This window comes from Kitasatospora sp. NPDC028961 (assembly GCF_055564815.1).
Genome location: NZ_JBVHVO010000002.1, coordinates 402,659 through 428,268 on the forward strand (window position 1 = coordinate 402,659; position 25,610 = coordinate 428,268).

At 74.7% G+C, this 25,610-nt stretch carries 20 protein-coding genes; 9 read left to right on the forward strand and 11 right to left on the reverse strand.

The features are described from left to right. Window positions 1–7: 7 nt before the first annotated feature. Window positions 8–1,336, forward strand: coding sequence for a hypothetical protein (locus tag ACZ4UX_RS05990; protein WP_465705761.1), 1,329 nt, complete (start codon window positions 8–10; stop codon window positions 1,334–1,336). Window positions 1,337–1,381: 45 nt separating this feature from the next. Here the strand turns inward: ACZ4UX_RS05990 and ACZ4UX_RS05995 are convergent, their stop codons facing one another. Continuing rightward, window positions 1,382–3,646, reverse strand: coding sequence for an amino acid adenylation domain-containing protein (locus ACZ4UX_RS05995; protein ID WP_465705762.1), 2,265 nt, complete (start codon window positions 3,644–3,646; stop codon window positions 1,382–1,384). Window positions 3,647–3,923: 277 nt separating this feature from the next. Here ACZ4UX_RS05995 and ACZ4UX_RS06000 point away from each other — a divergent pair, with 277 nt between their 5' ends. The 5 genes from ACZ4UX_RS06000 (at window position 3,924) to ACZ4UX_RS06020 (ending at window position 9,683) form a co-directional block, all read left to right on the forward strand. Continuing rightward, complete coding sequence (locus ACZ4UX_RS06000) at window positions 3,924–4,748, forward strand: ABC transporter ATP-binding protein (protein WP_465705763.1); 825 nt, start codon at window positions 3,924–3,926, stop codon at window positions 4,746–4,748. A 321-nt stretch (window positions 4,749–5,069) separates the two neighbouring features. Continuing rightward, entirely contained in the window at window positions 5,070–6,215 is a 1,146-nt protein-coding gene (gene efeO, locus ACZ4UX_RS06005; protein ID WP_465705764.1) for an iron uptake system protein EfeO, read from the forward strand. A 161-nt stretch (window positions 6,216–6,376) separates the two neighbouring features. Continuing rightward, window positions 6,377–7,702 carry an iron uptake transporter deferrochelatase/peroxidase subunit gene (gene efeB / locus ACZ4UX_RS06010; RefSeq protein ID WP_359807904.1) on the forward strand — a complete coding sequence of 442 codons (1,326 nt, stop codon included), beginning with the start codon at window positions 6,377–6,379 and terminating at the stop codon, window positions 7,700–7,702. A 51-nt stretch (window positions 7,703–7,753) separates the two neighbouring features. After that, window positions 7,754–8,602 carry an iron uptake transporter permease EfeU gene (gene efeU / locus ACZ4UX_RS06015; protein WP_329486013.1) on the forward strand — a complete coding sequence of 283 codons (849 nt, stop codon included), beginning with the start codon at window positions 7,754–7,756 and terminating at the stop codon, window positions 8,600–8,602. Between the two features lie 433 nt (window positions 8,603–9,035). Next, window positions 9,036–9,683, forward strand: a complete 648-nt coding sequence (locus ACZ4UX_RS06020) for an HNH endonuclease family protein (protein ID WP_465705765.1) — start codon at window positions 9,036–9,038, stop codon at window positions 9,681–9,683. A 100-nt stretch (window positions 9,684–9,783) separates the two neighbouring features. On the opposite strand, the gene ACZ4UX_RS06025 is transcribed toward ACZ4UX_RS06020, so the two are convergent. The 5 genes from ACZ4UX_RS06025 to ACZ4UX_RS06045 form a co-directional block, all read right to left on the reverse strand. Continuing rightward, window positions 9,784–12,363 carry an ABC transporter permease gene (locus ACZ4UX_RS06025; RefSeq protein WP_465705766.1) on the reverse strand — a complete coding sequence of 860 codons (2,580 nt, stop codon included), beginning with the start codon at window positions 12,361–12,363 and terminating at the stop codon, window positions 9,784–9,786. A 47-nt stretch (window positions 12,364–12,410) separates the two neighbouring features. Next, on the reverse strand, window positions 12,411–13,181 hold the full coding sequence (locus tag ACZ4UX_RS06030; protein ID WP_329486010.1) for an ABC transporter ATP-binding protein: 771 nt from the start codon (window positions 13,179–13,181) through the stop codon (window positions 12,411–12,413). A 188-nt stretch (window positions 13,182–13,369) separates the two neighbouring features. Beyond that, the gene (locus ACZ4UX_RS06035; protein WP_465705767.1) at window positions 13,370–15,604 is read right to left on the reverse strand and encodes a restriction endonuclease; all 2,235 of its coding nucleotides are present in this window, start codon (window positions 15,602–15,604) and stop codon (window positions 13,370–13,372) included. A gap of 510 nt (window positions 15,605–16,114) precedes the next feature. Continuing rightward, entirely contained in the window at window positions 16,115–16,801 is a 687-nt protein-coding gene (locus ACZ4UX_RS06040) for a maleylpyruvate isomerase mycothiol-dependent enzyme family protein (protein WP_465705768.1), read from the reverse strand. 65 nt (window positions 16,802–16,866) lie between these two features. Then, on the reverse strand, window positions 16,867–17,085 hold the full coding sequence (locus tag ACZ4UX_RS06045) for a hypothetical protein (RefSeq protein WP_359839214.1): 219 nt from the start codon (window positions 17,083–17,085) through the stop codon (window positions 16,867–16,869). A 265-nt stretch (window positions 17,086–17,350) separates the two neighbouring features. Between ACZ4UX_RS06045 and ACZ4UX_RS06050 the strand changes: the two genes are divergently transcribed. Next, window positions 17,351–18,277, forward strand: coding sequence for a DUF2797 domain-containing protein (locus ACZ4UX_RS06050; protein ID WP_465705769.1), 927 nt, complete (start codon window positions 17,351–17,353; stop codon window positions 18,275–18,277). A 76-nt stretch (window positions 18,278–18,353) separates the two neighbouring features. On the opposite strand, the gene ACZ4UX_RS06055 is transcribed toward ACZ4UX_RS06050, so the two are convergent. From ACZ4UX_RS06055 to ACZ4UX_RS06075, 5 genes are all read right to left on the reverse strand, one after another. Beyond that, on the reverse strand, window positions 18,354–18,656 hold the full coding sequence (locus tag ACZ4UX_RS06055) for a hypothetical protein (RefSeq protein WP_352295314.1): 303 nt from the start codon (window positions 18,654–18,656) through the stop codon (window positions 18,354–18,356). Continuing rightward, a complete protein-coding gene (locus tag ACZ4UX_RS06060; protein ID WP_465705770.1) occupies window positions 18,653–18,817 on the reverse strand; it encodes a hypothetical protein in 165 nt (54 codons plus the stop codon). Before ACZ4UX_RS06060 ends, ACZ4UX_RS06055 begins: the two co-directional genes overlap by 4 nt. 163 nt (window positions 18,818–18,980) lie before the next feature. Continuing rightward, the gene (locus ACZ4UX_RS06065) at window positions 18,981–19,718 is read right to left on the reverse strand and encodes a succinate dehydrogenase/fumarate reductase iron-sulfur subunit (RefSeq protein ID WP_465705771.1); all 738 of its coding nucleotides are present in this window, start codon (window positions 19,716–19,718) and stop codon (window positions 18,981–18,983) included. After that, complete coding sequence (locus ACZ4UX_RS06070) at window positions 19,715–21,658, reverse strand: fumarate reductase/succinate dehydrogenase flavoprotein subunit (RefSeq protein WP_465705970.1); 1,944 nt, start codon at window positions 21,656–21,658, stop codon at window positions 19,715–19,717. The genes ACZ4UX_RS06065 and ACZ4UX_RS06070 overlap by 4 nt, the downstream gene beginning before the upstream one ends. Next, window positions 21,658–22,362: a succinate dehydrogenase cytochrome b subunit gene (locus ACZ4UX_RS06075; protein ID WP_359839208.1), complete on the reverse strand. Its 705-nt coding sequence runs from the start codon at window positions 22,360–22,362 to the stop codon at window positions 21,658–21,660. Before ACZ4UX_RS06075 ends, ACZ4UX_RS06070 begins: the two co-directional genes overlap by 1 nt. 107 nt (window positions 22,363–22,469) lie before the next feature. On the opposite strand from ACZ4UX_RS06075, the gene ACZ4UX_RS06080 reads away from it, so the two are divergent. Together ACZ4UX_RS06080 and ACZ4UX_RS06085 are read left to right on the forward strand one after the other, a co-directional pair. Continuing rightward, window positions 22,470–23,402: a LysR family transcriptional regulator gene (locus tag ACZ4UX_RS06080; protein WP_352295322.1), complete on the forward strand. Its 933-nt coding sequence runs from the start codon at window positions 22,470–22,472 to the stop codon at window positions 23,400–23,402. 330 nt (window positions 23,403–23,732) lie between these two features. Continuing rightward, window positions 23,733–25,535, forward strand: coding sequence for a serine/threonine-protein kinase (locus ACZ4UX_RS06085; RefSeq protein WP_465705772.1), 1,803 nt, complete (start codon window positions 23,733–23,735; stop codon window positions 25,533–25,535). Window positions 25,536–25,610 lie beyond the last annotated feature (75 nt).

The window sequence follows — 25,610 nt, forward strand, 5'->3', positions numbered from 1 at the left end:
TCGCGGGATGGACGGATGGCTGGGCGCCTGGACGGGCGGGCGGCGGGCGGTGCACCTGGGGAACGTCGCCGACTTCAACGAACAGTTCCTCGCGCCGGGGACGGACCCCGACCAGCGGTCCCGGCGCCTGCGGCAGGCACACCACTACGCCGGGATGGCGAGCTGCTACAGCCCCGAGCCTGCGCTGCTGGTCCTGCCAGGGGAGGTCGAGCGGGCCTGGATCGACTGGCTCGCCCGGGAGTTGGAGTGGGGGCCGGTCGAGCTGTACAGCGGGATCGCGCCGGATCGGACGCTCGCCCAGGCCCTCGCCGACCGGCCGGCCCTGGCGGAGCGGATCGCCACCGCCGGTCTCCCGGTGCTGCCGTGGGGACGGACGGCGGCCCAGGGCGAGGGCGCGGAGCTGGCGGCCGTGCGGCGCTACGAGTCCAAGGCCGCCGCGCACGCCCTGTTCACCGAACTGGCCCCGAAACACCACGGGATCGTCGTCCCCCACCAGGAGCAGCCGGGCTCCCGGCGCCGCGCCGCCCGCCGGCTGACCGCCCGCGCGAGCCGCGGCCTTACCACCGTGCTGAAGAGCCCGCACGGCGTCGGCGGCTACGGGACGGTCGTGGTGACCCCGCAGGACGTGTTCGCGGCCGGCGGCGGCCGGGCCCTGCTGCGCCGGCTGACCGGGGCCGAACTGCCGGCGCCCGGTGGGGACGTGCTGCTGGAGGAGTACATCGACGGCGGCCGCGCCGACCGGCTGCGCGACCTCACCTTCGACGCGGTGGTCGCCGACGACGGCCGCGTCCACCCGGTCGGCGTCGGCGAGATGGCGGTGCACGGCACCCGCTACCAGGGGGTGACGGTCGGCCCGGGGGTGGTGCCGACCGGCGCGGCGGCGATCGCCGAACGGTTCGGCCTCGCGGTCGGCGAGCGGCTCGCCGCCGAGGGCCATCGCGGCTGGTACGACGTCGACTTCGTCACCGACCGGGACCGCCGGCTCGCCCCCACCGAGATCAACCTGCGGCTCACCGGCCCGGCGATCGCCTTCGTGCTGCGGGCCCGGCTGGACCTGGTCCGCGGCCCCGGCCACCTGGTCCGCACCCTGGACGCGCTGCCGCTCGGCGCCCGGATCTCCCAGGAGGCGCTCCACGACCACCTGGGCCGGCTGCGCCCGCGCTGCGCCCGTCTCGGCGTGACCGTCCTGCCGCTGGTCGCGACGGCGGGCTACGAGCCGGAGCCCGCCGTCGGACTGGCCCTCGCCGCGCGCGAGGCCGAGGCGCTGGAGGCCGCACAGGCGCTGATCGGAGCCGGGAACCACGCGCTGGGCCGGATGTTCGAGGCCCTGCGCTGAGCGGTGCCGGACCGGCCGGGCCCGCGTGCTCGACCCGCCGCCGCCTCACCTCCGCGCGGACGGCGGGTGCCAGGCGAGGAAGCGGACCACGACCACGGCCGCGATCATCAGCGCGACGTTGAAGACGTAGACCAGGAGCGACTGCCGCGACCAGTCCACCGGTGAGCTGGTCCGGTACAGGTTGTCCTGCGGCCACCAGGAGGCCAGCAGCCAGAACACCGACAGGTGGGTGGCGAGCGTGAGTCCCCGCGGCCTGCCGTGCGCGGTGAGCATCGGCCACCCGGCCAGCAGGAACGCCGCGCCCAGCCCGAACGAGAGCCACTCGGCGATGTACAGGGCGTGGAAGTAGGAGGCGAAGGGGTCCGGCACCCGGGACAGGTCGGTGGAGCCCGGCCAGAGGGAGTCGGTGAGCAGCCAGGCCGCGAAGGCGAAGGGCAGGGCGATGAGGAGCCAGCCGCAGCCGGACAGGCCGGGCCCGCCGGCGCCGGCCGCCCGGCCGGAGCCGGTCCCCCCGCCCGCGCCCTTGAAGCCGGCGCCCTTGTGACCGGCCGAGCCGCCCGCGCCGGCCTTCCCGGCCCGGGGGCCGGTGGAGTCGCGCGGCGCCGGCAGCGGCAGGGAGCCGCGGTCGAGCTTGCCGGCCCTGGTGCGGGGGAGCGCCGACAGCGGCACCACCGCGGTGGGCAGGTCGCCGGCGGGCAGGCGCTTCGTCAGGTAGGCGGAGAGCGACCACGCGTCCGCCCCTTCGGCCTCCGGGTCGGTCACCGCGTACCCGACCAGCGCCCGCCGCCCGGGCTCCGGCTCCACCTCGGCGACGGCGGCCTCCCGGACCGCCGGGTGCGAGCGCAGTACGCCCTCGGCGGCCGCGGCCGTGGTGACCCGCTCGACCACGGCGGCGGCCCGGGCGGAGTCGACCGGCCCCACCACGGCCTCGGCGCGGGCCGTGAACTCCAGTACGCCGTCCGCGCGGATCCGCCCGAGGTCGCCGGTCAGCAGGACCCGGCCGTCCGGGTCGAAGGCCGCGGGCCGGAACCGGCGGTCCGTCTCCTCGGGCCGGTTGAGGTAGCCCCGGCCCAGGCCCGCGCCGGCGACCGCGATCTCACCGACCGTCCCGCTCGGGGCGGGCTCGCCGTCCGGGCCGAGCACATGGACCCGGGCGCCGGGGAACGGCCGGCCGACCAGCGAGACCCGCTCGCTGCCCTCGCCGCCGGTCGCCCCGGCCGCGTCGAAGTAGCTGCTGTCCACGGAGGCCTCGGCGAGGCCGTACACGTTCAGTACCCGGACGTCCGCGCCGAGCAGCCCCTGCAGGCCCAACTGCTCGTCCAGGTACCACTTCTCGGCGCCCACGGTGAGCAGCCGCACACCGGTCAGCGACCCGCCCGAGGCCGCGAGGTGCGTCCGCAGGCGGCGCGCCGTGCGGACGTTGAGCTCCAGCACGGTGATGCCCTCGGCGGCGACCAGGGCCGGCAGGTCGGCGATGTCGGCGCTGCGGTCCAGGGTGAGGTTGCGCGGTGCGACCACCAGGGTGGCGCCGGTGCAGAGCGCGCGCACCCAGTCCGCGGTGAAGACGTCGAACTCCAGGCTCGCCGTCTGCAGGATCCGGTCGGCGGCGCGGAGCCCGTAGACCGAGCGCCAGCCGCGGTAGGCGGCCAGCAGGTTGCGGTGCTCGATCAGCACGCCCCGGGGCAGCCCGGTCGAGCCGGAGGTGAAGAAGACGCAGGCGAGGTCGTCCGGGCCGGTGGCCACCACCGGCGGACCGGTGGGCAGCGCGGTGACCGCCTCGGTTGCGGCGACGGCCCCGACAGCCCCGACGGCTCCGACCTTCTCGCCCGCTCCGACCGTCGCCGCCTCGCCCGCTCCGACCGTCGCAGCCTCGCCCGCTCCGACCGTCGCCGCCCCGGCCGTCGCGTCCACGCAGACGACGGCCCGCCCGCCGGCGTCCGTCAGCCGTACCCGGTGGCTCTCCTCGGTCACCACCACGGCCGGATCGGCCTCCGCGAGCACATGGCGCAGCAGCGGGTCGGGCGCCCCCGGCTCCAGCGGTACGTACGCGCCACCGGCCTTCAGTACCGCGAGCAGGGCGACGAACACCTCGGTGCCCCGGCCCAGCGCCACCGCGGCCCGGCCGCCGGGCTCCAGCCCGGCCGCCGCCAGGTGGCGGGCCAGCCGGTCCGCCCGCGCGTCCAGCTCACCGTAGGTCAGTTCCCGCGCGCCGCAGCGGACGGCGACCGCGTCGGGCGTCTGCCGCGCCTGCTCCTCGAACCGCCCGTGCAGCGTTCCGGCGCGCCCCGCCGGTTCCGCGTCCCACCCCATCCGTCCAGCCCCCTTCGCATCGTGCTCCGCTCCGATCCTCCCGCCAACTGCCCGCCGCGAACAGGGGCGTGCGGACCGGCCGGTCGGTCCGCGCCCCGGCCCGCCCCCGCGCGCCCCGGAGCGGGGCGAGCGCCGGAGCCGGTCCACACCTCGGACACCCCGGGCCGCCGCCGCTCCGACGGTTGTACTCTGCACGCGGACGGCCGGTGCCAGCCCGCCCGGTGCGGCGCCGCGCCCGCACCCTGTCCGGCGCCGATCCCACGGAGGCCCGCCCGCCATGAGCACGTCCGAACCGCTGCCCGCCGGCCCGCTGCTGCGCACCCGGGACGTCGACGTCGTCCGGGACGGCCGCTACCTGCTGCGCGGGATCGACCTCACCATCGAGCCCGGCGAACACTGGGCACTGCTCGGTGCCAACGGCGCCGGCAAGTCCACGCTGCTGGCGCTGCTCGGCGCGGTCTCCCACCCCACCCGGGGCACGGTGGACGTGCTGGGCTGCCGGCTCGGCCGGGTCGACATCCGCGAGCTGCGCGCCCACCTCGGTCACGTCAACCCGCGCCACCCGCTGCGTTCGCCGCTCTCCGTCCGCGAGGTGGTGCTGACCGGCCTCACCAACACCATCGAACCGGACCTGCACCGCAAGCCGTCCCCCGAGGAGCTCGACCGCTGCGAGCGACTGATCGAGACCCTCGGCATGACGGCCATGGCGGAGTCCCCGTGGCCCACCCTCTCCCAGGGGGAGCGCGGCCGGGCCCTGATCGCCCGCGCCCTGATGCCCAGCCCCCGGCTGCTGCTGCTCGACGAGCCCGCCACCGGGCTCGACCTCACGGCCCGCGAGCTGCTGCTCGACAGCCTGGACCTGCTGCGCCATCAGCACCCCGAGCTGGCCAGCGTGCTGGTCACGCACCACCTGGAGGAGCTGCCGGAGAGCACCACGCACGCGCTGCTGCTGCGGGACGGCGAATGCGTCGGGGCCGGTCCGGTGGACGAGGTGATGACCACCGAGCTGGTGAGCGCCTGCTTCGGCCACCCGATCCGGATCAGCCGGCACGAGGGCCGCTGGAGCGCCCGCGCGGCCGCCCGCCGGACCCCCGGCCGCTGAGCCCGCCGGACCCCCGGCCGCTGGGCACCTCGGCGCCGCGGGTGCCCGGCCGCTGAGCCCGCGCGCCGGGCGGCTCCCGGGCGGGGCGGGGCGTGGGACAGGCCACCGGCGGTGGCCGGAATTGGTCGGTGGGCTGACGGCACCGTGGCCGCCTGGCCCACCCCCCACCTGCGCGGATCGAAGGCGGCCCCGGTGTAGACGGCAAAATCAGATGTCCCTAAGGTATGCCTTAGCTAAGTGGGTGGGGGCGCCGGTGGCCCCGGTTCCCGTACCCACGCTGAGCCATGCCCGGAACCGCCTGTCCTCCCCGCTGGAGCCCTCATGTCCGCCCGTCGTTCCACCGCAGCCGCGCTGCTCACCCTCGCTGTGGCGACCGCCGCGCTGGCCGGTTGCTCGCAGAAGAAGGACGACAAGGCCTCCGCCGACGCCGTCAAGGTGAACGCCACCGACAGCGCGTGCGAGGTCTCCAAGACCAGCTTCCCGGCCGGCCACGTGGTGATCGACATCGCGAACAAGGGCTCGAAGACCACCGAGGTCTACGTCTACGGCGACGGTGACAAGATCATCACCGAGCGCGAGAACATCGGCCCCGGCACCAAGGCGTCGATCACCGCCGAGATCAAGGCCGGCTCGTACGAGATCGCCTGCAAGCCGGGCATGGTCGGCGACGGCATCCGCCAGAAGATCACCGTCACCGGTGACGCCGCCTCCTCCGGCGCCTCGACCGACCCGCGGCTGACCGCCGCCGTGGACGCGTACCGCACCTACGCCCAGGAGCAGGCCGACGCCACCATCCCGGTGGTCACGCAGTTCGCCGACGCGATCAAGGCGGGGGACCTGGAGAAGGCCAAGTCGCTCTTCGCCCCGTCGCGCACCGGCTGGGAGCGCACCGAGCCGGTCGCCGAGAGCTTCGGCGACATCGACCCGAAGACCGACACCCGTGAGGACGGCCTGGAGCCCGGCCAGGAGTGGACCGGCTGGCACAAGCTGGAGAAGTCGCTCTGGGCCGACGCCAGGATCGGCGACGACGAGAAGAAGCTCGCCGACCAGCTGGTGACGGACCTGAAGGACTGGCAGACGAAGATCCCGGCGGCCGAGATCACCGCGACCAGCATGGCCAACGGTGCCAAGGAGCTGCTGGACGAGGTCGCGAAGAACAAGATCACCGGCGAGGAGGACCGCTACAGCCACACCGACCTGGCGGACTTCGTCGCCAACGTCGAGGGTGCGCAGAAGGCCTACGAGCTGCTCAAGCCGGTCGCCTCGGAGAAGGACGCCGGGCTGGCCAAGACCCTGGACGCGGAGTTCACCGCGATCCAGGCGCTGCTGGCCAAGTACAAGCAGGCCGAAGGCGGTTACACCTCCTACGACAAGGTCACCGAGGCCGAGCGCAAGACCTTCTCCGACGCGGTGAACTCGCTGGGCGAGCCGCTGTCGAAGCTGGCCGCCGCGGTCGTCGTCAAGTAACGGGCGACCCGTAGGACCGGTCGACAAGCAGGACCGGTCGACAAGCAGGACCCTAGGAGGTGTCGGCTCCCGTAGCCGGGTTAGCCTCCACCACATCGCCGTGGCGGCCCCCGTGGCCGCCACGGCATCCGTGAGACAGCGCAGAGAAGGGCCGCCCGTCGATGGACGCCGAGAACCAGCAGCAGAGCGGGACGCCGGCCGGCACCGACGCCGACGCCACCGCGAGTGGGCGGGGCGGCGCCGACCGCGGCCCGATCAGCCGCCGGGCCGTGATCGGCTGGGCGGGCGCGGGCGTCGCGATCGGCGCCGCCGGGGTCGGCTCGGTGGCCGCCGCCACCCGGCAGGACGACGACACCCCCGCGCCGGCGGCCACCCCCGCGAACATCCCCTTCTACGGCGAGCACCAGTCGGGCATCGCCACGCCCGTCCAGGACCGGCTGCACTTCGCCGCGTTCGACGTCTCGGCGACCGCCACCCGCGAGTCGCTGGTCAAGATGCTCAAGGAGTGGTCCAAGGCGGCCGCCGCGATGACGGGCGGTCGCGAGGTCGGCACCGGCGCCGCCAGCGGCCTGCCCGAGGCGCCGCCGGACGACACCGGCGAGGCCCTGGGCCTGCCCGCCTCCCGGCTCACCCTCACCATCGGCTTCGGCCCCGGCCTGTTCGAGAAGGACGGCGTGGACCGGTTCGGCCTCAAGGCCCGGCGCCCCGAGGCCCTGATCGACCTGCCGAACTTCAAGGGCGACAAGCTCGACCCGCAGCGCAGCGGCGGCGACCTCTGCGTCCAGGCCTGCGCCGACGACCCGCAGGTCGCCGTGCACGCGATCCGCAACCTGGCCCGGATCGGCATGGGCACGGTCAACATCCGCTGGTCGCAGCTCGGTTTCGGCAAGACGTCCTCGACCACCCCGGACGCGCAGACCCCGCGCAACATGATGGGGTTCAAGGACGGCACCCACAACATCGCCGGCAGCGACACGGCGAAGCTCGCCGAGCACGTCTGGGTCGCCCCCGGCGAGGGCCCGGACTGGATGACCGGCGGCTCCTACCTGGTCGCCCGCCGGATCCGGATGCACATCGAGACCTGGGACCGTACCTCGCTCAAGGAGCAGGAGGACGTCTTCGGCCGCACCAAGGGCGAGGGCGCGCCGTACGGCAAGCCCAAGGAGCACGACGCGCCGGACCTCAAGGCGATGCCCGAGGACTCCCACGTGCGCCTGGCCCACCCGGACAGCAACAGCGGCCTGATGATCCTGCGCCGCGGCTTCTCCTTCACCGACGGCACCGACGGCCTCGGCCGCCTGGACGCCGGCCTGTTCTTCCTCGCCTACCAGCGGGACAGCCGCAAGGCGTTCGTCCCCCTCCAGCAGCGCCTCGCCTCCAGCGACAAGCTCAACGAGTACATCCAGCACGTCGGCTCCGCCCACTTCGCCTGCCCGGCGGGCGTCCGCAAGCCCGGCGAGTGGTGGGGCCAGGCCCTCTTCGGCTGACCTGGCGCTCCCGCCCACCCACGTACCACCTCTTCACCCCCAGGAGCCAGCGTGTTCGGCAACTACCTGATCGGCCTGCGCGAGGGCCTCGAAGCCAGCCTCGTCGTCTGCATCCTGATCGCCTATCTGGTCAAGACCGGCCGCAAGGACAAGCTCCTGCCGGTCTGGTCGGGCGTGGTGGCGGCCGTCGTCCTCAGCATGGCCTTCGGCGCCGTCCTGCAGTTCGGCTCCTCGCAGCTGAGCTTCGAGGCGCAGGAGGCGCTCGGCGGCTCGCTGTCGATCATCTCGGTCGGTCTGGTCACCTGGATGGTGTTCTGGATGCGGCGCACCGCCCGGCACCTGAAGACCGAGCTGCACGGCAAGCTGGACGCGGCGATGGCGATGGGCACCTTCGCGCTGGTGGTCACCTCCTTCCTGGCCGTGGGCCGGGAGGGGCTGGAGACCGCGCTGTTCATCTGGTCGGCGGTGCAGGCCACCGACGACGGCTACAACCCCGTGATCGGCGCGGCCCTGGGCCTGGCCACCGCGGTGGTGCTCGGCTGGCTGTTCTACCGGGGCGCGCTGAGGATCAACCTGGCGAAGTTCTTCACCTGGACCGGCGCCATGCTGGTCGTCGTCGCGGCCGGCGTGCTCGCCTACGGCGTGCACGACCTCCAGGAGGCCGGCTGGCTCGGCGGCCTGCACAGCCAGGCCTTCGACATCAGCAGCACCATCCCCAAGGACAGCTGGTACGGCACCCTGCTGAAGGGCGTCTTCAACTTCCAGCCCGACCCGACCGTCCTCCAGCTGGTCGTCTGGGCGGCGTACCTGATCCCGACCCTGGCGATCTTCTTCGGTCTCTTCGGCGGCCGCCCGGCCAAGCCGCTCGCGAACGCCGGCCCGGCGAAGACCGCCGCCTGACGGCCCACCGGCCGCCACCCGCACAGCACCCGCACAGCACCCGAACCGCCCCGCCCGGCCGCCGCCGGACGGGGCGGTTCGGCATGTCCGGGGTCTCGTCCGGCCACGGTGCCGCAGGCTGCCGCAGCGGCCCGGACGTCAGGAGGAGGACCGCGAGGGCGGCGGGACCGATCCCCGTCATCACCCCCGGGGCGCCGCCCGGCGTGCCGGCCGCCCGGCGCTCCCACCGCGTACGGCACCGCACAGCGCCGTGCGGCCGCGCCCCGCGCCGCGCGGCGCCCGCGTGGTACCCCGCGCCGAGCTGACCACCGGTCAAAAAGTTCATCCCAGGGTCTACCCGCGTAAACCCCCGACGCGCCATGCTGGTTGCCAGCCCGGGCCGCTTCCGCCCGGGGGCTTCCGCCTGCCCTCACACCGACTCTGGAGTCCCCGTATGCCTGCGATACGCACGCTGCACCGCGCCCTGCCGGCCGCCCTCGGCGCCCTGCTGCTCGCCCTCACCGCGCTGCTGGCCGGCGCCGGCACCGCCCAGGCCGCCCTGCCCACCCCGGTCTCGGCCGCGACGGCCCGCACCTACCTGGCCTCCATCGCGACGGGCGCCGAGACCCACGACGACACCTACGACCGGACGCTGTTCCCGCACTGGATCACCATCGCCGGCACCTGCAACACCCGGGAGACCGTCCTCAAGCGCGACGGCAGCGGCGTGGTCACCGACTCCGCCTGTGCCTCCGTCAGCGGCACCTGGTCCTCGGTCTACGACAACGCGACCACCACCAACGCCTCCTCCTTCGACATCGACCACCTGGTGCCGCTGGCCGAGGCCTGGCGCTCCGGTGCCTGGGCGTGGACGACGGACCAGCGCAAGGCCTTCGCCAACGACCTGACCCGCCCGCAGCTGCTGGCCGTCTCCGCGAGCTCCAACCGCTCCAAGGGCGACCAGGACCCGGCCCACTGGCTGCCGCAGACCTCCTACCGCTGCACCTACGCCCGCGCCTGGGTGCAGGTGAAGTACTTCTACGGCCTCTCCGTGGACAGCGCCGAGAAGAGCACCCTCTCCTCGATCCTCAACGGCTGCTGACCCGACCCACTGCTGACGAATCGTTCATGCACAGAGCTCCGCCCGCCGGGTCCTTCCCGGCGGGCGGAGCTCTTCGGGTGTCGGTGGCCTTCCCGGGGCGCTACTCGCTCTTGATCGCGCCCAGGATGTCCATCCGGGCGGCCCGGCGGGCCGGCCAGAGGGCGGCGAGCAGGCCGATCACGGCGGCGGCGACCAGGAAGCCCAGGATCTGGACCGGCGGCACCACCGTGGTGATGCCCTTGAAGGTGTCCGCCATCGTGCGGGTGCCCGCCCAGGCGGTCACGATGCCGAGCAGCACGCCGACCACGCCGCCGAAGAGCGCGATCATCAGCGACTCCAGCCGGACCATCCGGCCGATGCCGCGCCGGTCCAGGCCGATCGCCCGCAGCATGCCGATCTCCCGGCGGCGCTCGAACACCGACATCGCCATGGTGTTGACGACGCCCAGGACGGCGATCACCACGGACATCCCCAGCAGGCCGTACATGATGTTCAGCACCGCGGTGACCAGCTGGCGGTTCTCCGCCTTGATGTCCTTCTCGCCCTTGACGGCGATCAGCGGGTTGCCGCCGGTGGCGTCGCGCAGGGCCTGCTTCAGCTTGGCGTCGGCGCCGTTCACGCCCTTGACCAGGACCTTCTGCGGTCCGGTGCCGGGTGCGGCGTGCGGGCCGACCACGGAGTCCGGGGCGACCAGACCGGCCAGCGCGGTGCCGGCCTCCAGCACGCCGCCGACGGTCAGCGAGCCCTTGGTGCCGTCCGGGTAGGTGAAGGCCAGCGGGTCACCGGGCTTCAGGCGCAGGCGGTCGGCGGTGCCGGAGCCGACCAGCAGCTCGCCCCGCTTCAGCGCGTCCGCGTTACCGGCCTTCACCGTGATGGTGGCCAGCTGGTCGATGGCCGCGGCGTCCACCGAGGTGACCACCTCGCGGTCGTCGCGGTCGCCGGTGCCGGCCGCGTCGCCGGTCCCGACCAGGACGGTGCGCACCACGCTCATCGCGCTCACGCCCGGAGTCCGGGCGACCTGCGTCGCGACCTCGGGGGACAGCATCGAGGAGTTCTGCATGGCGATGGTGTAGTCGGCCTTGGTGTCGTTCTCGGTCTCCTCGTCCACGGCCTTGTTCACCGAGGCACCGATCACGGTCAGCGCGGTGATCAGGGTGACGCCGATGGTGAGGGCCGAGGCGGTGGCGGCGGTGCGGCGCGGGTTGCGCACGGCGTTCTCGCGGGCCAGCTTGCCCGGCGTCCCGTACAGCCTGCGCAGCAGCGGGGCGAACAGCGCGATCAGCGGCCGGGCCAGCAGCGGGGTCAGCACGAACACGCCGATCAGCAGCGCGCCCGCGCCGGCGCCGACCAGCTTGCCCTCCTTGCCGGCGGCGCCGGCCAGCAGGCCGCCGACGCCGGCCGCGGCGAACAGCAGGCCGATCGTGTTGCGCACCCGCAGGCTCTTCTGGGTGGCCGGCTGCTCGGCCGAGCTCATCGCGGCGACCGGGGCGATCCGGGAGGCGCGGAGGGCGGGCAGCCAGGCGGCGAGCACCGTCACCAGCACTCCGATGGCGACCGAGACGAGCACCGTGGACGGGGCGACCACCAGCGGGCCGTCCGGCAGGTTGGCCTCCATCGGTCCGTTCAGCAGCGCGCGCAGGCCGGTGGCGATGCCGATGCCGGCGAGCAGTCCGGCCACCGAGGCGGTCAGGCCGACCAGCAGCGCCTCGACCATCACGGAGATGGTGACCTGCCTGCGGTTGGCGCCGACGGCGCGCAGCAGGGCGAGCTCCTTGGTGCGCTGGGCGACCAGCATGGTGAAGGTGTTGGCGATGATGAAGATGCCGACGAACAGCGCGATCGCGGCGAAGCCGAGCAGCACGCCGCTCATGCCCTTGGTGCCCTCCTGGATCATCCGGTCCTGCTCGTCGGCCAGCTCGCGGCCGGTCTTCGCCTCGATCGAGTCGTCCTGCGGGACGGCCTGCCGGACGGCGGTGAGCAGCGCGCGGTCGTCGGCGCCGGGCCGGCCCTTGACGTCGATCTCGGCGAAGCGGCCCGGGCTGAGGTAGAGCTGCTGGGCGGTGGCGGTGTCGAAGGCGGCGAGCGAGCCGCCGGAGACGACGCGCGGGTCGTTGGTGTGCAGGGTGCCGGTGAGCTTCAGCTCCATGACCGGGCCGTTGACGGCCACCCGGACGGTGTCGCCGACCTTGTAGCCGCCCTTGTCGGCGGTCTTCACGTCCAGCGCCACCTCGCCGGAGCCGCGCGGGCCGCGGCCGTCGACGAGCGGGTAGCGCGGGTCGGTGCCGTCGGCGCCCGGCACGTAGTTGGTGCCGGTGGTCGAGAAGCCGTCGCCGATCAGCGCGCCCTTGCGGTCGGCGATGCCGGCGAAGCCGGTGACCACGCCGCGGGCCTCGGCGGCGCCGGGCAGCAGGGCGACGGCCTTGCGGGTGGACTCGGTCAGGGTGGGGTCGGTGGTGCTCCCGCCGCTGAGGTCGTACCCCCGGTCGACGGCGCTGCGGTCACTGATGGTGACGGCGATGTCGGTGTAGCTCTTGGCGCTCTGGGAGCGCAGCGCGTTGCCGAGGGTGTCGGTGAAGACGAGCGTGCCGGCGACGAAGGCGGTGCCGAGCATGACGGCGAGGGCCGTCATCAGGAGTCGGCCCTTGTGGGCCAGCACGTTGCGCAGTGCGGTGCGGTACATGGGGTGTCCTGAACTCTGCGGAGGGGCGGGCTGCTGTCGGCGGGGGGTCAGCTGGTGCGGCCCTTGGCGTCGAAGCGGCGCATGCGGTCCAGGACGGTGTCGGCGGTGGGGCCGGCGAGTTCGTCGACGATGCGGCCGTCGGCGAGGAAGACGACGCGGTCGGCGTAGGCGGCGGCGACGGGGTCGTGGGTGACCATGACGACGGTCTGGCCGAGTTCGCGCACGGAGTTGCGGAGGAAGGAGAGGATTTCGGCTCCGGAGCGGGAGTCGAGGTTGCCGGTCGGTTCGTCGGCGAAGATGATGTCGGGCTTTCCGGCGAGGGCGCGGGCGCAGGCGACGCGCTGCTGCTGGCCGCCGGAGAGCTGGCTGGGGCGGTGGCCGAGGCGGCCGGAGAGGCCGACGGTGTCGACGACGCGGTCGAGCCAGGCCTTGTCGGCCTTGCGGCCGGCGATGTCCATGGGGAGGGTGATGTTCTCCAGGGCGGTCAGGGTGGGGAGCAGGTTGAAGGCCTGGAAGATGAAGCCGATGTGGTCGCGGCGCAGCTGGGTGAGCTGCTTGTCCTTGAGCCCGACGAGTTCGGTGTCGCCGATGGTGGAGGAGCCGGAGGAGACGGTGTCCAGGCCGGCCATGCAGTGCATGAGGGTGGACTTGCCGGAGCCGGAGGGGCCCATGATGGCGGTGAACTCGCCCTGCGGGAACGTCACGCTGACGTTGTCGAGCGCGACGACGCGGGTCTCCCCGTCCCCGTAGACCTTGTTGAGGCCGGTGGCGCGGGCGGCCGCCCGGCCGGTACGGACGGCGGTTGCGGACATCGTCACGGGGGAACTCCTGCGGGGACGGAACGGGATGATCGGGTTCCGTTCCATCCTCCCAATCCGTTCCGGTCCGAAGTGTCGCCCGCGGGTACGGCCGCCCCCCGCCGTCCCGACGGTCCGGCGGGGGGCCCGCTCCTCCTCAGGTATGACCTCGGTCCCTGAGGCGCCCGGGCGCCCCGCCGTCCGGCGGATCACTCGACCGCGACGCCCCAGCGCTGGGCGAGCCCGGCCAGGCCGCCCGCCACCGCTGTCCCGGCCGGGGCGAACTGCCAGTCGCCGCCCTTGCGGTGGAACGAGCCGATCACCAGGGCACTGTCCGACACCCCGCCGGTGACGGCCGCCCAGTGCGCCGGGCCCTCGGCGCCGGGACCGAACGAGGCGGTCAGGGCCAGCCCGTGCACATAGCCGAGCGGCAGCGCGGGCGACTCCTCCTCCTCGGTGGAGACGGCGACCACCACTTCGTCCACCCCCGCCGCCACCCGGCCCAGGTGCAGGCTGAGTTCGGCCTCCCGGGCGGGCTCGCCGGGGACCGAGCGGGTGGGGTGCAGGCGGACCGCGCCGTCCGGGTCCTGCGGGTTGTTGAAGAAGACGAAGTGCTCGTCGTCGAGCACCCGTCCGTCGGCGCAGAGGAAGGCGGAGACGTCGAGCTCCACGGCGTCCCCGCCGGCCGTGCGGCTCTGCCAGGAGAGCCGCAGGAGGGTCGGACGCTCGTCCGGCTCGGCGCCGTCGGCCGGGGCGGGCGAGCCGTGCCCGGCCGCCCGACCGGCCCCGGGACGGCCGCCGTTCGCGCCACCGCCGTCACTGCCGCCGCCGCCGTCACCGCCGTCGCCGTTGCCCTCGCCGTTCGCGCCGCCGCCGAGCCGGCCGCGCAGGCCCTGCTCGGCCAGCAGCTCGACCAGCTCCGGCCCGCTCACCAGCGTCAGCGGCTTGTTGCGGATGTACTCGTAGGAGCCGGGGCCGAAACCGGCCGTGGTCACCAGGATCCCCTTGATCGCACCGTGGTGGCGCACGGTGGAGTCGAGGTCCCGGACGGCGGTGGGGGAGACCGTCGAGCGGTAGCGCTTGGCCTGGATGACGATCCGTCCGCCGGTCACCGGGTCGAGGTCCTCGGCGACCACGTCCACCCCGGCGTCCCCGCTGCGTGCCGTGGTCATCACCCGGAAGCCGCGCAGCCGGAACAGCTCGGCGATCAGCTCCTCGAACTCGATCGGGTCCATCTCGAAGAGGTCCGGCTCGTCCTCGCCGCCCTGACCGGCGACGTTGCCGCCGACCGTCTCCGGCAGCCGGTCCGGCCGGACCTCGTCCAGCCGCTCCGGCCGGGCGGACAGCACGCCGCCGAGCCCCTGGAAGCACTCCACGGCGGCCACCCGGTCCAGCGCCAGACCCGCGAACTCGGACCGGTCCACGGTCACCGTCGACAGGAAGCGCTCGGCCTCCCGGCCGGTCGCCGGGTCGATGCCGCGCACGAAGCCGTTCAGCACCACCGACGCCAACTTGCCGTCCGCGTCCGCCCGGAACAGCTCGGCCACCACCCGCAGCGCGCTCTGCGCCAGCACCTCGCGGTAGAGCGCCTTGCGCTCGGTGGCCGGCCGGGCCACCTCGGCCTCCCGGTCGTCCGACTTCACGTACCGCACCCGGCCGGCGGCCGGGACGACGTCCGGGCCGGGCAGCTCCCAGTTGACGACCAGTTGGCGGGTCGACGCCTCCCAGGCCGCGACCAGCCGGTGCGGGAACCCCTCCGGCCAGCCCGCCGAGGCGTACAGCACGGCGGTGAAGTACTCCTGCACCGCGTCCGGTTCGCCGTCGCGCAGCCGGCGCAGCAACTCCTGCGTCCGGGACGCCCGGTCCTCGTCCTGGCGGCGGTGCTGGGCCGCCCAGTCGAGGTACTGCCGGTGGTACTCGGCGAGCCGGCGCTGCCGGTCCGCCTCGGCCGCCTGCGCCGCGTACCAGTCCTGCTCGAACCGGGTCCGGGCCTGCGCCACGTACTGCTCGTACTGCTGGCGGACCCCCGGGTTGCGGGCCTGGGCGGGGGTCGGCGGCGGCACCTGGTAGTCCGCCTGATCGGGCATCGGCACCGGCTCGCCGAGCCGGCCCGGTTCGAAGGGCGGCAGCGCGGCGGGTGCCAGCAGGGCCTGCGGGCTGAACGCCGGCCGCCCCAGGCCCGCCGTCAGCAGTCCCTTCAACTCCTCGACCCGCTCGTCGAGTTCCGCCGTCCGCCGGGCCGCCTCCGCCTCCCGCGACTGCTGGTACGCCCGCACCGCCTCGCGCTCGCCCCGGGCGGCCGCCCGCTGGATCTCGCGCTCCTCGCGTTCGCGCCGCCGCTGCTCGGCCGTCTGGGCGCGCCACCGGGCTTCCTCCCGGCGCTGTTCCTGTCGCTGCGTCTCCGCCCAGACCGCCAGTACCCCGTCGTTCCGCCGCCCCGCCACCGTCCACCCCTTTGCTTCACGCCCGGCCGCGCCCGCGCGCCGCCTCCCGGCCGCGTCGTCGCCGCGCCCGCCACAATAGAACGTGGACGGGTGAACCGGCCAAGCGCCCATGACCTGCGACGGCGTCCGGCGGGGCCCGGCGTCGTCCGGCCACCCGGACGACGGTCCTTGCGACGGCGTCGCGGGCGAGGAAGTGCCGGTGGGCGTCCGGTACTCGCCGAAGCCGAACTCCCGCCCGGCCGCCGGGCGCAGCCCGTGGTCCGACCGGGCACAGCATCGCCTCCGGGCCGGTGCGGCTGCCGACGAACTCCCGGTGGATGGCCGCGGGCGACCCCGCTTCCACGTCGTCGGCGACCCCGCGTACGCCTCGCCGGCGCTCCACGGCTCGGCGGACCGACCGGTCGACGGTGGCCGGACCGGGGTCCTCGACCACCTCGGCGCCGGTGCCTCCGGTCGGCTGCCGGCGCCGTGCGCGGCGCTGACCCCCGGCGGGGAGTGACGTGGGTGGGGCTACCCGCCCGGGCGGACCGCCGCGTCCCAGCGCCAGTCGGTGCGCCGGGGGCGGCCGGCGAGGTCGCCGCGCCCGGTGGCCCAGAGCAGGGTCGGCCACGGTCCGGCGGCGCCGTCGGCCGGAACGTCGGGGAAGAGCCGGGCGAGGGTGCGTCGGCAGACGTCCGCCGGCGGCTCCCAGGCGAGGCCGAGCCCCTCGGCGACGTCGTGCAGGTGGACCAGCGTCTCCACCAGGCTCATCGCGGTGAACCCGGCCGGGTCGGCGAGGCCCCACGGGTGGTAGGCGCGGGTGTCCGGCGGGGCGGTGCGCGCCATCGCGACCATCAGCGCCCCGCTCGCTTCCAGGACCTCGACCAGCCCGTCCGGGCCGCTCTCGCGCTGCGCGAAGACGAAGCTGTTCGGCGCGCCCGGGGACAGCCGGACCGACCGGAACGGCACGTAGCGGTCCCGCGGCGGGTCCTGGGGGCCGAGCTGGGCCGCGTAGGCCAGCAGGTCGTCGGCCAGGTGCTCGACGGTGGCCCAGCAGTCCCAGCTGAGCGTTCCGGCGGGCCGGGACCAGTCGGCGTCCTCCGGCACGCCGCGCAGGGTGGCGGCGGCGAGCCGGAGGACGAGCGCGAGGTCGTCGGCGGTGACCGGGCCGGGGGCCGGGTCGGGGGCGGGGTTCGGCCCGTGGGCGCTGTCGATCATGGCGCCGACCGTACCCCGTGGCGCGGTCCCGGTCGCCCGTGCCCGGGTGCCCGCGGGGAGCCCCGTCAGGCCGTGAGGGCGTCGGTGAGCCCGACCAGGACGGCGCACACGTCCCGGGCGGCGGCCCGCATCTCCTCGCTCTCGCCGGGCCGCCGCACGAGGTCGGCCAGGATCAGCAGAGCGGCCCGCACGGCGCCCACGGGGACCTCGACGGTGCGCAGCGCGTCCAGCGCGTCGGCGGCCCGCTCCGCCGCGCTGCTGTCCCACGACTGCGTCAGTTCCACGGCCCGCGGGGTGCCTTCGGGGGGCGTGGACACGACGTGCAGGGCACGGGGCGGGTTCGTATGGCTCATGCCCGGAGCAACGAGGGCGGGGCCCGGCCGGATGCCACGCGTACGGGTGATCACCGCACCGGGCGCCGGGGCGGGCCGCCCCGAGGGGGCCGTCGTCGGCGCGCACGGGCGGCCTGTCGGAGGGAGCGGGTAGCCTCGCTGGTTCGGACGGATGGACGGATGGACGGACGGGTGAGCCGGTGACGGGAGGGTGAGCGTGAAGGTGCCGCAGCAGGCGGGCGGCGGGTGGGTCTCCACCGGCCTGCACTGGCGCGACGGGCAGCCGGTGCTCCGCGCGGTCCACGGGCACCGGGTGCACGAGCGGGTGGTGGTGCCCGGGGCGGAGATCGGCTGGCTGATCGGCGGGCCGCGCCGCTGCACCGGCGCCCTGCTGGTGGGGGCCACCGAGCGAACGCCGTGCCCGCACCACGCCGTCATCGACCCGGACGGCGGCGCTGTCCAGTGCGCCGCCTGCCAGAGCGTCGACCGCGGGCTGGCGCTCGCCCGGGACCAGATCCTCGACGACGGGCGCACCTACCGCCTCTATCTCGCCTGGTTCGGCGAGGGGCTGCTGAAGGTGGGCCTGACCGGGGAGTCGCGCGGCACCGCCCGGTTGCTCGAACAGGGCGCGCTCGCCTGGACGTTCGCCGCCCGTGGCGCGCTGCCCGCCGTCCGCCGGGCCGAGCTGACCGTCGCCGCCTCGGGGATGGCCCGGGAACGCTTCACGGGCCGGGTGAAGACGGCGCACTGGTGGCGGCACGGCGACGCGGAGTACCGCCGCGCGCTGCTGGCCGGAGCCCGCGCCGCGGCCCACCGGCTGCTGGACGGGCACGCGGTGGAGCTGCTGCCCGACCACCCGGTCGTGGACCAGGTCGGGATCTTCGGGCTGGCCGACGGCGCGCCGGTGTCCTACGGGCACATCGACGCCCTCGCCGCCGGCGCGGTGGTGGCCGGTACGCTCCGCCCGCCGATCGGGCGCCATCTGCTGCTGGACCAGCCCGGCGGCGCCGAACCGCTGCTGCTCGACACCCGCAGACTCACCGGGTGGACGCTCGCCCCGGCGGTGGGCCGCCCGGTGTCGGGCCTGGTGGTGAGCCCCCGGACGCGCCCCGAGGAGCCGGACACCCAGGAGGCGCTGTTCTGATCCGACGGCGGCCTGTTCCGACCGCCGCCTGTGCTGACCCGCGGCCTGTTCCGATCGCGGCCGAGGAGGGGCCGGCTCAGGCCAGCTTGCCGCGCACCCCGCCCGGGCCGGACCGGGCCCGGCGCGACAGCGGCGGCCTGGACGGCCGGATGTCGGCGCGCGTCGCCCCGGTGTCCTCGGCGGCGCGGTGGGCCAGTGCGGCCCGGGCGCCGGCCAGCGCCATCCGCGCCAGCAGCGGGTCCTCACGCAGGCCCGCCGCCCGCTTCGCGGCCTGGCAGTGCGCGCACCAGAGCGCCGAGGCGGGCCCGTCGGGGTACGCCATGGTCTCCGGCGGCAGGTAGTGGCCGCCGCATTCGACGCACTCGAAGACCAGCCTCATCCGACGATCACCGTCCCGGCTCCGTGGCATCGACTGCACGGCGACCAGAAGGTGTTGAGCTTCGGCACCATGCTCCCTTCCTCGTCCAGTTCCACCGTGGCCTCGGTCTTCTCGGTGCCCCCGGACCCGCCGCACCCGGCGCAGGACTGAACCTCGGGCATATGACCCTCCTTGGCGCGGGGACCACCGTAGCGCGAATTCCCGGAGTACAGCAGCGGTCCTGACGAACCACCACCCGCACGGGGCGCGTGCGCCCGCCCCGCGCGCCCCGGCCGTCCCGGCGGCACCCGGCGGGGAGCGGCGGCGGGACGGCCGGCGGGGTGCTCAGCCCGCCGCGCTGCGCAGGAACTCCCGGTTCATCGCGGCGATGCTGGGCAGCGGGATGCCCTTGGGGCAGGCGGTGGCGCACTCGCCGGTGTTGGTGCAGCCGCCGAAGCCCTCGGCGTCCATCGTGGCGACCATGTCGCGCACCCGGGAGCGGCGTTCGGGCGCGCCCTGCGGCAGCACGTTGAGGTGGACGACCTTGGCGGAGGTGAAGAGCATCGCCGAGCCGTTGGGGCAGGCGGCGACGCAGGCGCCGCAGCCGATGCACTCCGCGTGCTCGAAGGCGGTGTCGGCGGCCTCCTTGGGCACCGGGGTGGCGTGGGCGTCGGGCGCGCTGCCGGTGGGGGCGGTGATGTAGCCGCCGGAGCCGATGATCCGGTCGAACGCGGAGCGGTCCACCACCAGGTCCTTGACGACCGGGAAGGCGGCGGCGCGCCAGGGCTCGACGTCGATCGTGTCGCCGTCGGCGAAGTGCCGCATGTGCAGCTGGCAGGTGGTGGTCCGCTCGAGGCCGTGGGCCTGGCCGTTGATGACCATGCCGCAGGCGCCGCAGATGCCCTCGCGGCAGTCGTGGTCGAAGGCCACCGGCGTGTCGCCGCGGGTGATCAGTTCCTCGTTGAGGGTGTCGAGCATCTCCAGGAAGGACATGTCCGGGCTGATCCCGGTGACCTGGTAGGTGGTCATCGAGCCGGGGGTGTCCGGGCCCGCCTGGCGCCAGATCCGAAGGGTGAGGTTCACGCGTAGCTCCGCTGGGTGGGGTGGACGTGCTCGAAGTCGAGGTGCTCGCGGTGCAGGACGGGGGCGCTGCCGGTGTCGGTGAACTCCCAGGCGGCGGCGTAGGAGAAGGCGTCGTCGCGGCGGGCCGCCTCGCCGTCCTCGGTCTGGCTCTCGGTCCGGAAGTGGCCGCCGCAGGACTCGGCGCGGTGCAGCGCGTCCAGGCACATGAGCTCGGCCAGTTCGAAGTAGTCGACCAGCCGGTTGGCCTTCTCCAGCGACTGGTTGAGCTCCTGCCCGGTGCCGGGCACCCGGATCCGTCGCCAGAACTCCTCGCGCAGCTCCGGGATCCGGGTCAGGGCGCGGCGCAGTCCGGCCTCGTCGCGGGCCATCCCGCACTCGTCCCAGAGGAGTTCGCCGAGTTCGCGGTGGAAGGAGTCCGGCGTCCGGTCGCCGCCGACCGCCAGGATCAGGTTCAGCCGGTCGGTCACCTCGGCCTCCACCGAGGCGATCTCGGCGTGGTCGGCCGGGACGGCGGGCAGCGGGTTGCGGGCCAGGTAGTCGTTGAGGGTCGGCGGGAGGACGAAGTAGCCGTCGGCGAGGCCCTGCATCAGGGCGCTGGCGCCGAGCCGGTTGGCGCCGTGGTCGGAGAAGTTGGCCTCGCCGACCGCGAACAGGCCCGGGACGGTGGTCTGCAGGTCGTAGTCGACCCAGAGTCCGCCCATCGTGTAGTGGATCGCCGGGTAGATCCGCATCGGCACCCGGTACGGGTCCTCGGCGGTGATCCGCTCGTACATCTCGAACAGGTTGCCGTACTTGGCGGCCACCGCCTCGCGGCCCAGCCGTCGGATGGCGTCCGCGAAGTCCAGGTAGACGCCCTGGCCGCCGGGGCCGACGCCGCGCCCCTCGTCACAGACGTTCTTGGCGGCCCGGGAGGCGATGTCGCGCGGCACCAGGTTGCCGAAGGAGGGGTAGATCCGCTCCAGGTAGTAGTCCCGCTCGTCCTCGGGGATCTCGCCCGGCGCCCGGGTGTCGCCCTTGGCCTTCGGCACCCAGATCCGGCCGTCGTTGCGCAGCGACTCGCTCATCAGGGTGAGCTTGGACTGGTGCTCGCCGGAGCGCGGGATGCAGGTCGGGTGGATCTGGGTGAAGCACGGGTTGGCGAACCAGGCACCGCGCCGGTGGGCGCGCCAGATCGCCGTCGCGTTGGAGTTCTTGGCGTTGGTGGAGAGGTAGAAGACGTTGCCGTAGCCGCCGGTGGCGAGCACCACGGCGTCGGCGGTGTGGGTGCTGATCTCACCGGTCACCAGGTCGCGGGCGACGATGCCGCGGGCCCGCCCGTCGATCACCAGCAGGTCGAGCATCTCGGTGCGGGCGTGCATCTCCACGTTGCCGGCCGCGATCTGGCGCGACAGCGCCTGGTACGCGCCGAGCAGCAGCTGCTGGCCGGTCTGGCCGCGGGCGTAGAAGGTGCGGGAGACCTGCACGCCGCCGAAGGAGCGGGTATCCAGCAGGCCGCCGTACTCGCGGGCGAACGGGACGCCCTGGGCCACGCACTGGTCGATGATCTCCACCGAGACCTGGGCCAGCCGGTGGACGTTGGACTCGCGGGCGCGGAAGTCGCCGCCCTTGACGGTGTCGTAGAACAGCCGGCGCACGGAGTCGCCGTCGTTGCGGTAGTTCTTGGCGGCGTTGATGCCGCCCTGGGCGGCGATCGAGTGGGCCCGGCGCGGGGAGTCCTGGAAGCAGAACTGGACGACGTGGTAGCCCTGTTCGGCCAGTGTGGCGCCGGCCGCGCCGCCGGCCAGGCCGGTGCCGACCACGATCACGGTGTGCTTGCGCCGGTTCGCCGGGTTGACCAGCTTGGCGTCGAACCGCCGCTGGTCCCAGCGCTGTTCGATCGGCCCGCCGGGGGCCCGGGTGTCGGCGACCGGATCGCCGACGCTGTACTCGCTGTAGGGGATCAACTCACCACTCCGGTCATCACGGCCACGGGGACGGACAGGAAGCCGACGGTCAGCACCAGCGCCAGGCCGTTGGCGGTCAGCTTCAACGCGCGGTCACGGCGGGCGTTGTTGGCGCCGAGGGTCTGCGCGGCGCTCCAGAAGCCGTGCCGGATGTGCAGGCCGACGGCCAGCATCGCGACGATGTAGATCACGCAGCTGTACCAGTTCGAGAAGGAGGCCACGATGTTCTGGTACGGGTGCCCGTGCTCGGCGGCCGGGTTCACGGTGAGCGTGGTCAGGTCCAGGATGTGCCAGACGATGAACAGGGCCAGGATCACCCCGCCCCAGCGCATCGTCCGGGTCGCGTAACTGGCCCGCCGCCGCTGGTGCACGTACTTGCTGGGGCGCGCCCTGAGGTCGCGCCGGCTCAGCTGGTACGCGGCCACGCCGTGCAGTCCGACGGCCGCCAGCAGGCCGAACCGGGCGATCCACAGGAACCACTCGTAGTGCAGGACGGGTTGGCCGAGGGTGCGCAGCCAGTGCGCGTAGCCGTTCAGGTCGTCCGGGCCGAAGAAGACCTTCAGGTTGCCCAGCATGTGCGCGACCAGGTACAGCAGCATGACCAGTCCGCTGACGGCCATGACCGCCTTCTTGCCGACGGTCGACCGCCACAGGGTCACCAGGGTGGACGGATGCCGGGCCGTCCGAGTCGCGGTTGTCATGGCGACCACGGTAGGGACGGGCCCGACGGTACGTCCAAGACATGCCGCGGCTCACCGTGATAGTCACAGGCTATGGTCCGCGCTGGGGAGCGGCCTATCCTGGCCGGGTGCAGCTGCAGCAACTCCGCTACTTCCTCGCCGTCGCCGAGACCCGCCACTTCACCCGGGCGGCCGAGGCGGCGCATGTGGCACAGCCGTCCCTCTCCCAGCAGATCCGCGCCCTGGAGCGGGAGTTGGGCGCCGAACTGTTCCACCGCACCCGGGGCAACATCGCCCTCACCGACGCCGGGGACGCCCTGCTGCCGCTGGCCCGGCGCATCCTCGCGGACACCGAGAGCGCCCGGCTGGCCGTCCAGGAGACGGTCCAGCTGCGCCGCGGCCGGGTCCGGCTGGGGGCGCCGCCGAGCCTGTGCACCAGCCTGGTCCCGGACGTCCTACGGGTCTTCCGGGACCGCTACCCGGGAGTGGCGCTGGTGGTCCGCGAGGGCGGCTCGCGCGACCTGGTCCGGACGCTGGCGGCGGGGGAGCTGGACGTCGCGCTGATCATCACCCCGCCGAGCGGGGAGGCGGCGCCGGCCCTCGCCGTCACCGAGCTGCTGCACGAGGAGCTGGTGCTGGTGGCCCGGGCCGCCACCGCCGCCCGGCGCCGGCGGGTGCGGGTGGCCGAGCTGCGCGATCGGCCGCTGGTGATGTTCCGGGAGGGCTACGACGTGCGGGAGGCGACCCTGGCGGCCTGCCGGGAGGCCGGCTTCGAGCCGGAGTTCGCGGTGGAGGGCGGGGAGATGGACGCTGTGCTCGGCTTCGTCCGGGCCGGGCTCGGGCCGGCCGTGGTGCCGGGCATGGTGGCGGCCCGTTCGGGCCTGGCGGTCACCCCGTTCGCCGGGCCGGGGCTGGGGCGGACGATCGCCGTCGCGCACGGGCACGAGGTGCCGCTGACCCGGGCGGCGGCCGCGCTGCGCGAGACCCTGCTGCGGCACCTGCGCGACGCGGCCCGGGCGGGCGAGCTGCCGCCGGGCACCCGGCTGCTGCTGGAGCCGTGACCGGGCCGCACGGGCTCGGTGGTTGGCACGGTGTGCGAAGCACCCGAATCGTGACCCGGCGGCTCCGGGGCGCCGGAACCCGCTGTTCTCCGGCCGCGTCCCAGGCGGTAGCCGCGGTGTCGTAGGGTGCGACGCCGCAGGAGCGGCCGGGCAGTCACGGGGAGAGAGCGCACGATGGACAGCGGGAAGCAGCAGGGCGGCAGACCGACCGGGAGCGGCGACGCTCCCACCGGTGGGGCGGCGGGTCCGCAGGAGCCGACCCCGGGGGATCCGCGGGGCGGGTCTCCGGCGGATTCCCAGGGCCGGGCCCCGGAGGGTCCGCGGGACAGGGTGCCGGGGATCGAGGACGCGCGCCCCTGGGAGCTCCCCGACTACCTGCACGACCGGGAGCTCGGCGCCGGCGCGAGCGGCCGGGTCGTGCTCGCCCACCACCGGGTGACCGGCACCCCCGTCGCGATCAAGTACCTGCACGACTCCCTCGGCACCCCCGCCCTGCGGGAGGAGGCGCTGGTCCTCGCGGCCGTCGACTCCCCGCACGTCACCCGCCTCTACGAGTACGTGGAGGGCGAGCGGGGCGCCGCCATCGTGATGGAGCTGGTGGACGGGATCGCGCTGCGCGACCTGCTCCGCGCGGAGGGCGCCACCACCCCGCAGGCGGCCCTGGTCGTGCTGAAGGGTTCGCTGCTGGGCCTGGCGGCCGCCCACGCGGCCGGTGTGGTGCACCGCGACTACAAGCCGGGCAACGTCCTGGTCGACGTCGCCGGCACCTCCAAGCTGGTCGACTTCGGCATCGCCGTGCCGAACGGTGACGACAGCGACGTCTCCGGCACCCCCGCCTACATGCCGCCCGAGCAGTGGGCGGGGCGGCCCGCCTCCCCGGCCGGTGACGTCTACGCCGCCACCGTGACCTTCTTCGAGTGCCTCACCGGCAGCCGCCCGTACGACGGGGTGACGTTCGCCGAACTCGCCGTCCAGCACACCGAGGCCCCGATCCCGGCCGAGCTGGCGCCCGACCCGGTCCGGCCGCTGATCCTGGCGGGCCTCGCCAAGGACCCGCGGGCCCGCCCGGGGAGCGCGGCCGAGCTGGTCGAGGAGCTGGAGGCCGTCGCGGCGGCCGGGTACGGGCCGCAGTGGGAGGAGAAGGGACGGCTGGACCTCACGGCGCTGGTGGCGCTGCTCGGGCTGCTGCTGCCCGGCACCGGCGGCGCGGCGGGCGGCACCTCGCTGGCCCACACCGCCCTGCCCGGCGGCAGCGGCTCGGCCACCCTGGTGCGGCAGACCCCGGCCCGGCTCTCCCCGGTCCGGCGCGGGGCCCGGCTCGGCAGCCGCGGCCAGGCGCTCGTCGGGGTCGCGGCCGGCGCGCTGACCCTGGCCACGCTGGCCGGTATGGCGATCGCCGGGGCGGCCGACGGCGGTGCCCGTACGGTGGTCGGCGGCGCCTCTCCGGAGGCCACCACCACGCTCGGCGCGCCCGGCCCGGCGGCCGGTCCGTCGCCCGACGCGGGCGGTGCCACCGGCACCCCGGACGCCGGTCCGTCCGATCCGGCGGCCACGCCGGCCGCGTCGCCCTCGCCGTCGGCGACCTCGGGTGCACCGAGCACCTCGCCGACGGCCACGCCGACCGGCAAGCCGCCGACCGGCAAGGCGACCCCGCCCGCGACGGGCGCGCCCACCCCCGGTGCGCCGTCGATACCGCCCGGCGGCGCGACTCCCACGGCCGCGCCGCCGTCGGCCCCGCCCGCCACCACCGCCCCGCCGTCGGCGCCGCCCACCCCGAGCCCGACGGCCACCGTCGCCCCGGCGACCCTCGCGGTGACCACGGTGAACCTGGACTCGCTGACCTGCAGCGGCCGGTGGAGCCTGACCGCCACGGTCACGGTGGTCGCCCAGGGCGCGGGAACCGGCACCCTGACGCTGAGCTGGTACCACAGCTCGGGCGGCCGGTCGATCACCGTCGCGACGGACACCGTAGTGCTCCGCGACGGCCGCGCCACCGTCACCCGGCCGCACGACTTCGGTTCGGCGGACACCTTCCCGACCTGGGGCGTCCGGGTCTCCACCACCCCGGCGGCGGTGAAGCCGGGCAAGACCTCGGCCGAGGTGGCCGCCTACCTGTGCGACCCGCCGCGCTGACCCGCCACCGCTGACCGCTACCGCCGAGCCCCTGCGGCCGAACCCCTGCCGCCGGCCCCGCACCACCCTTCCCGT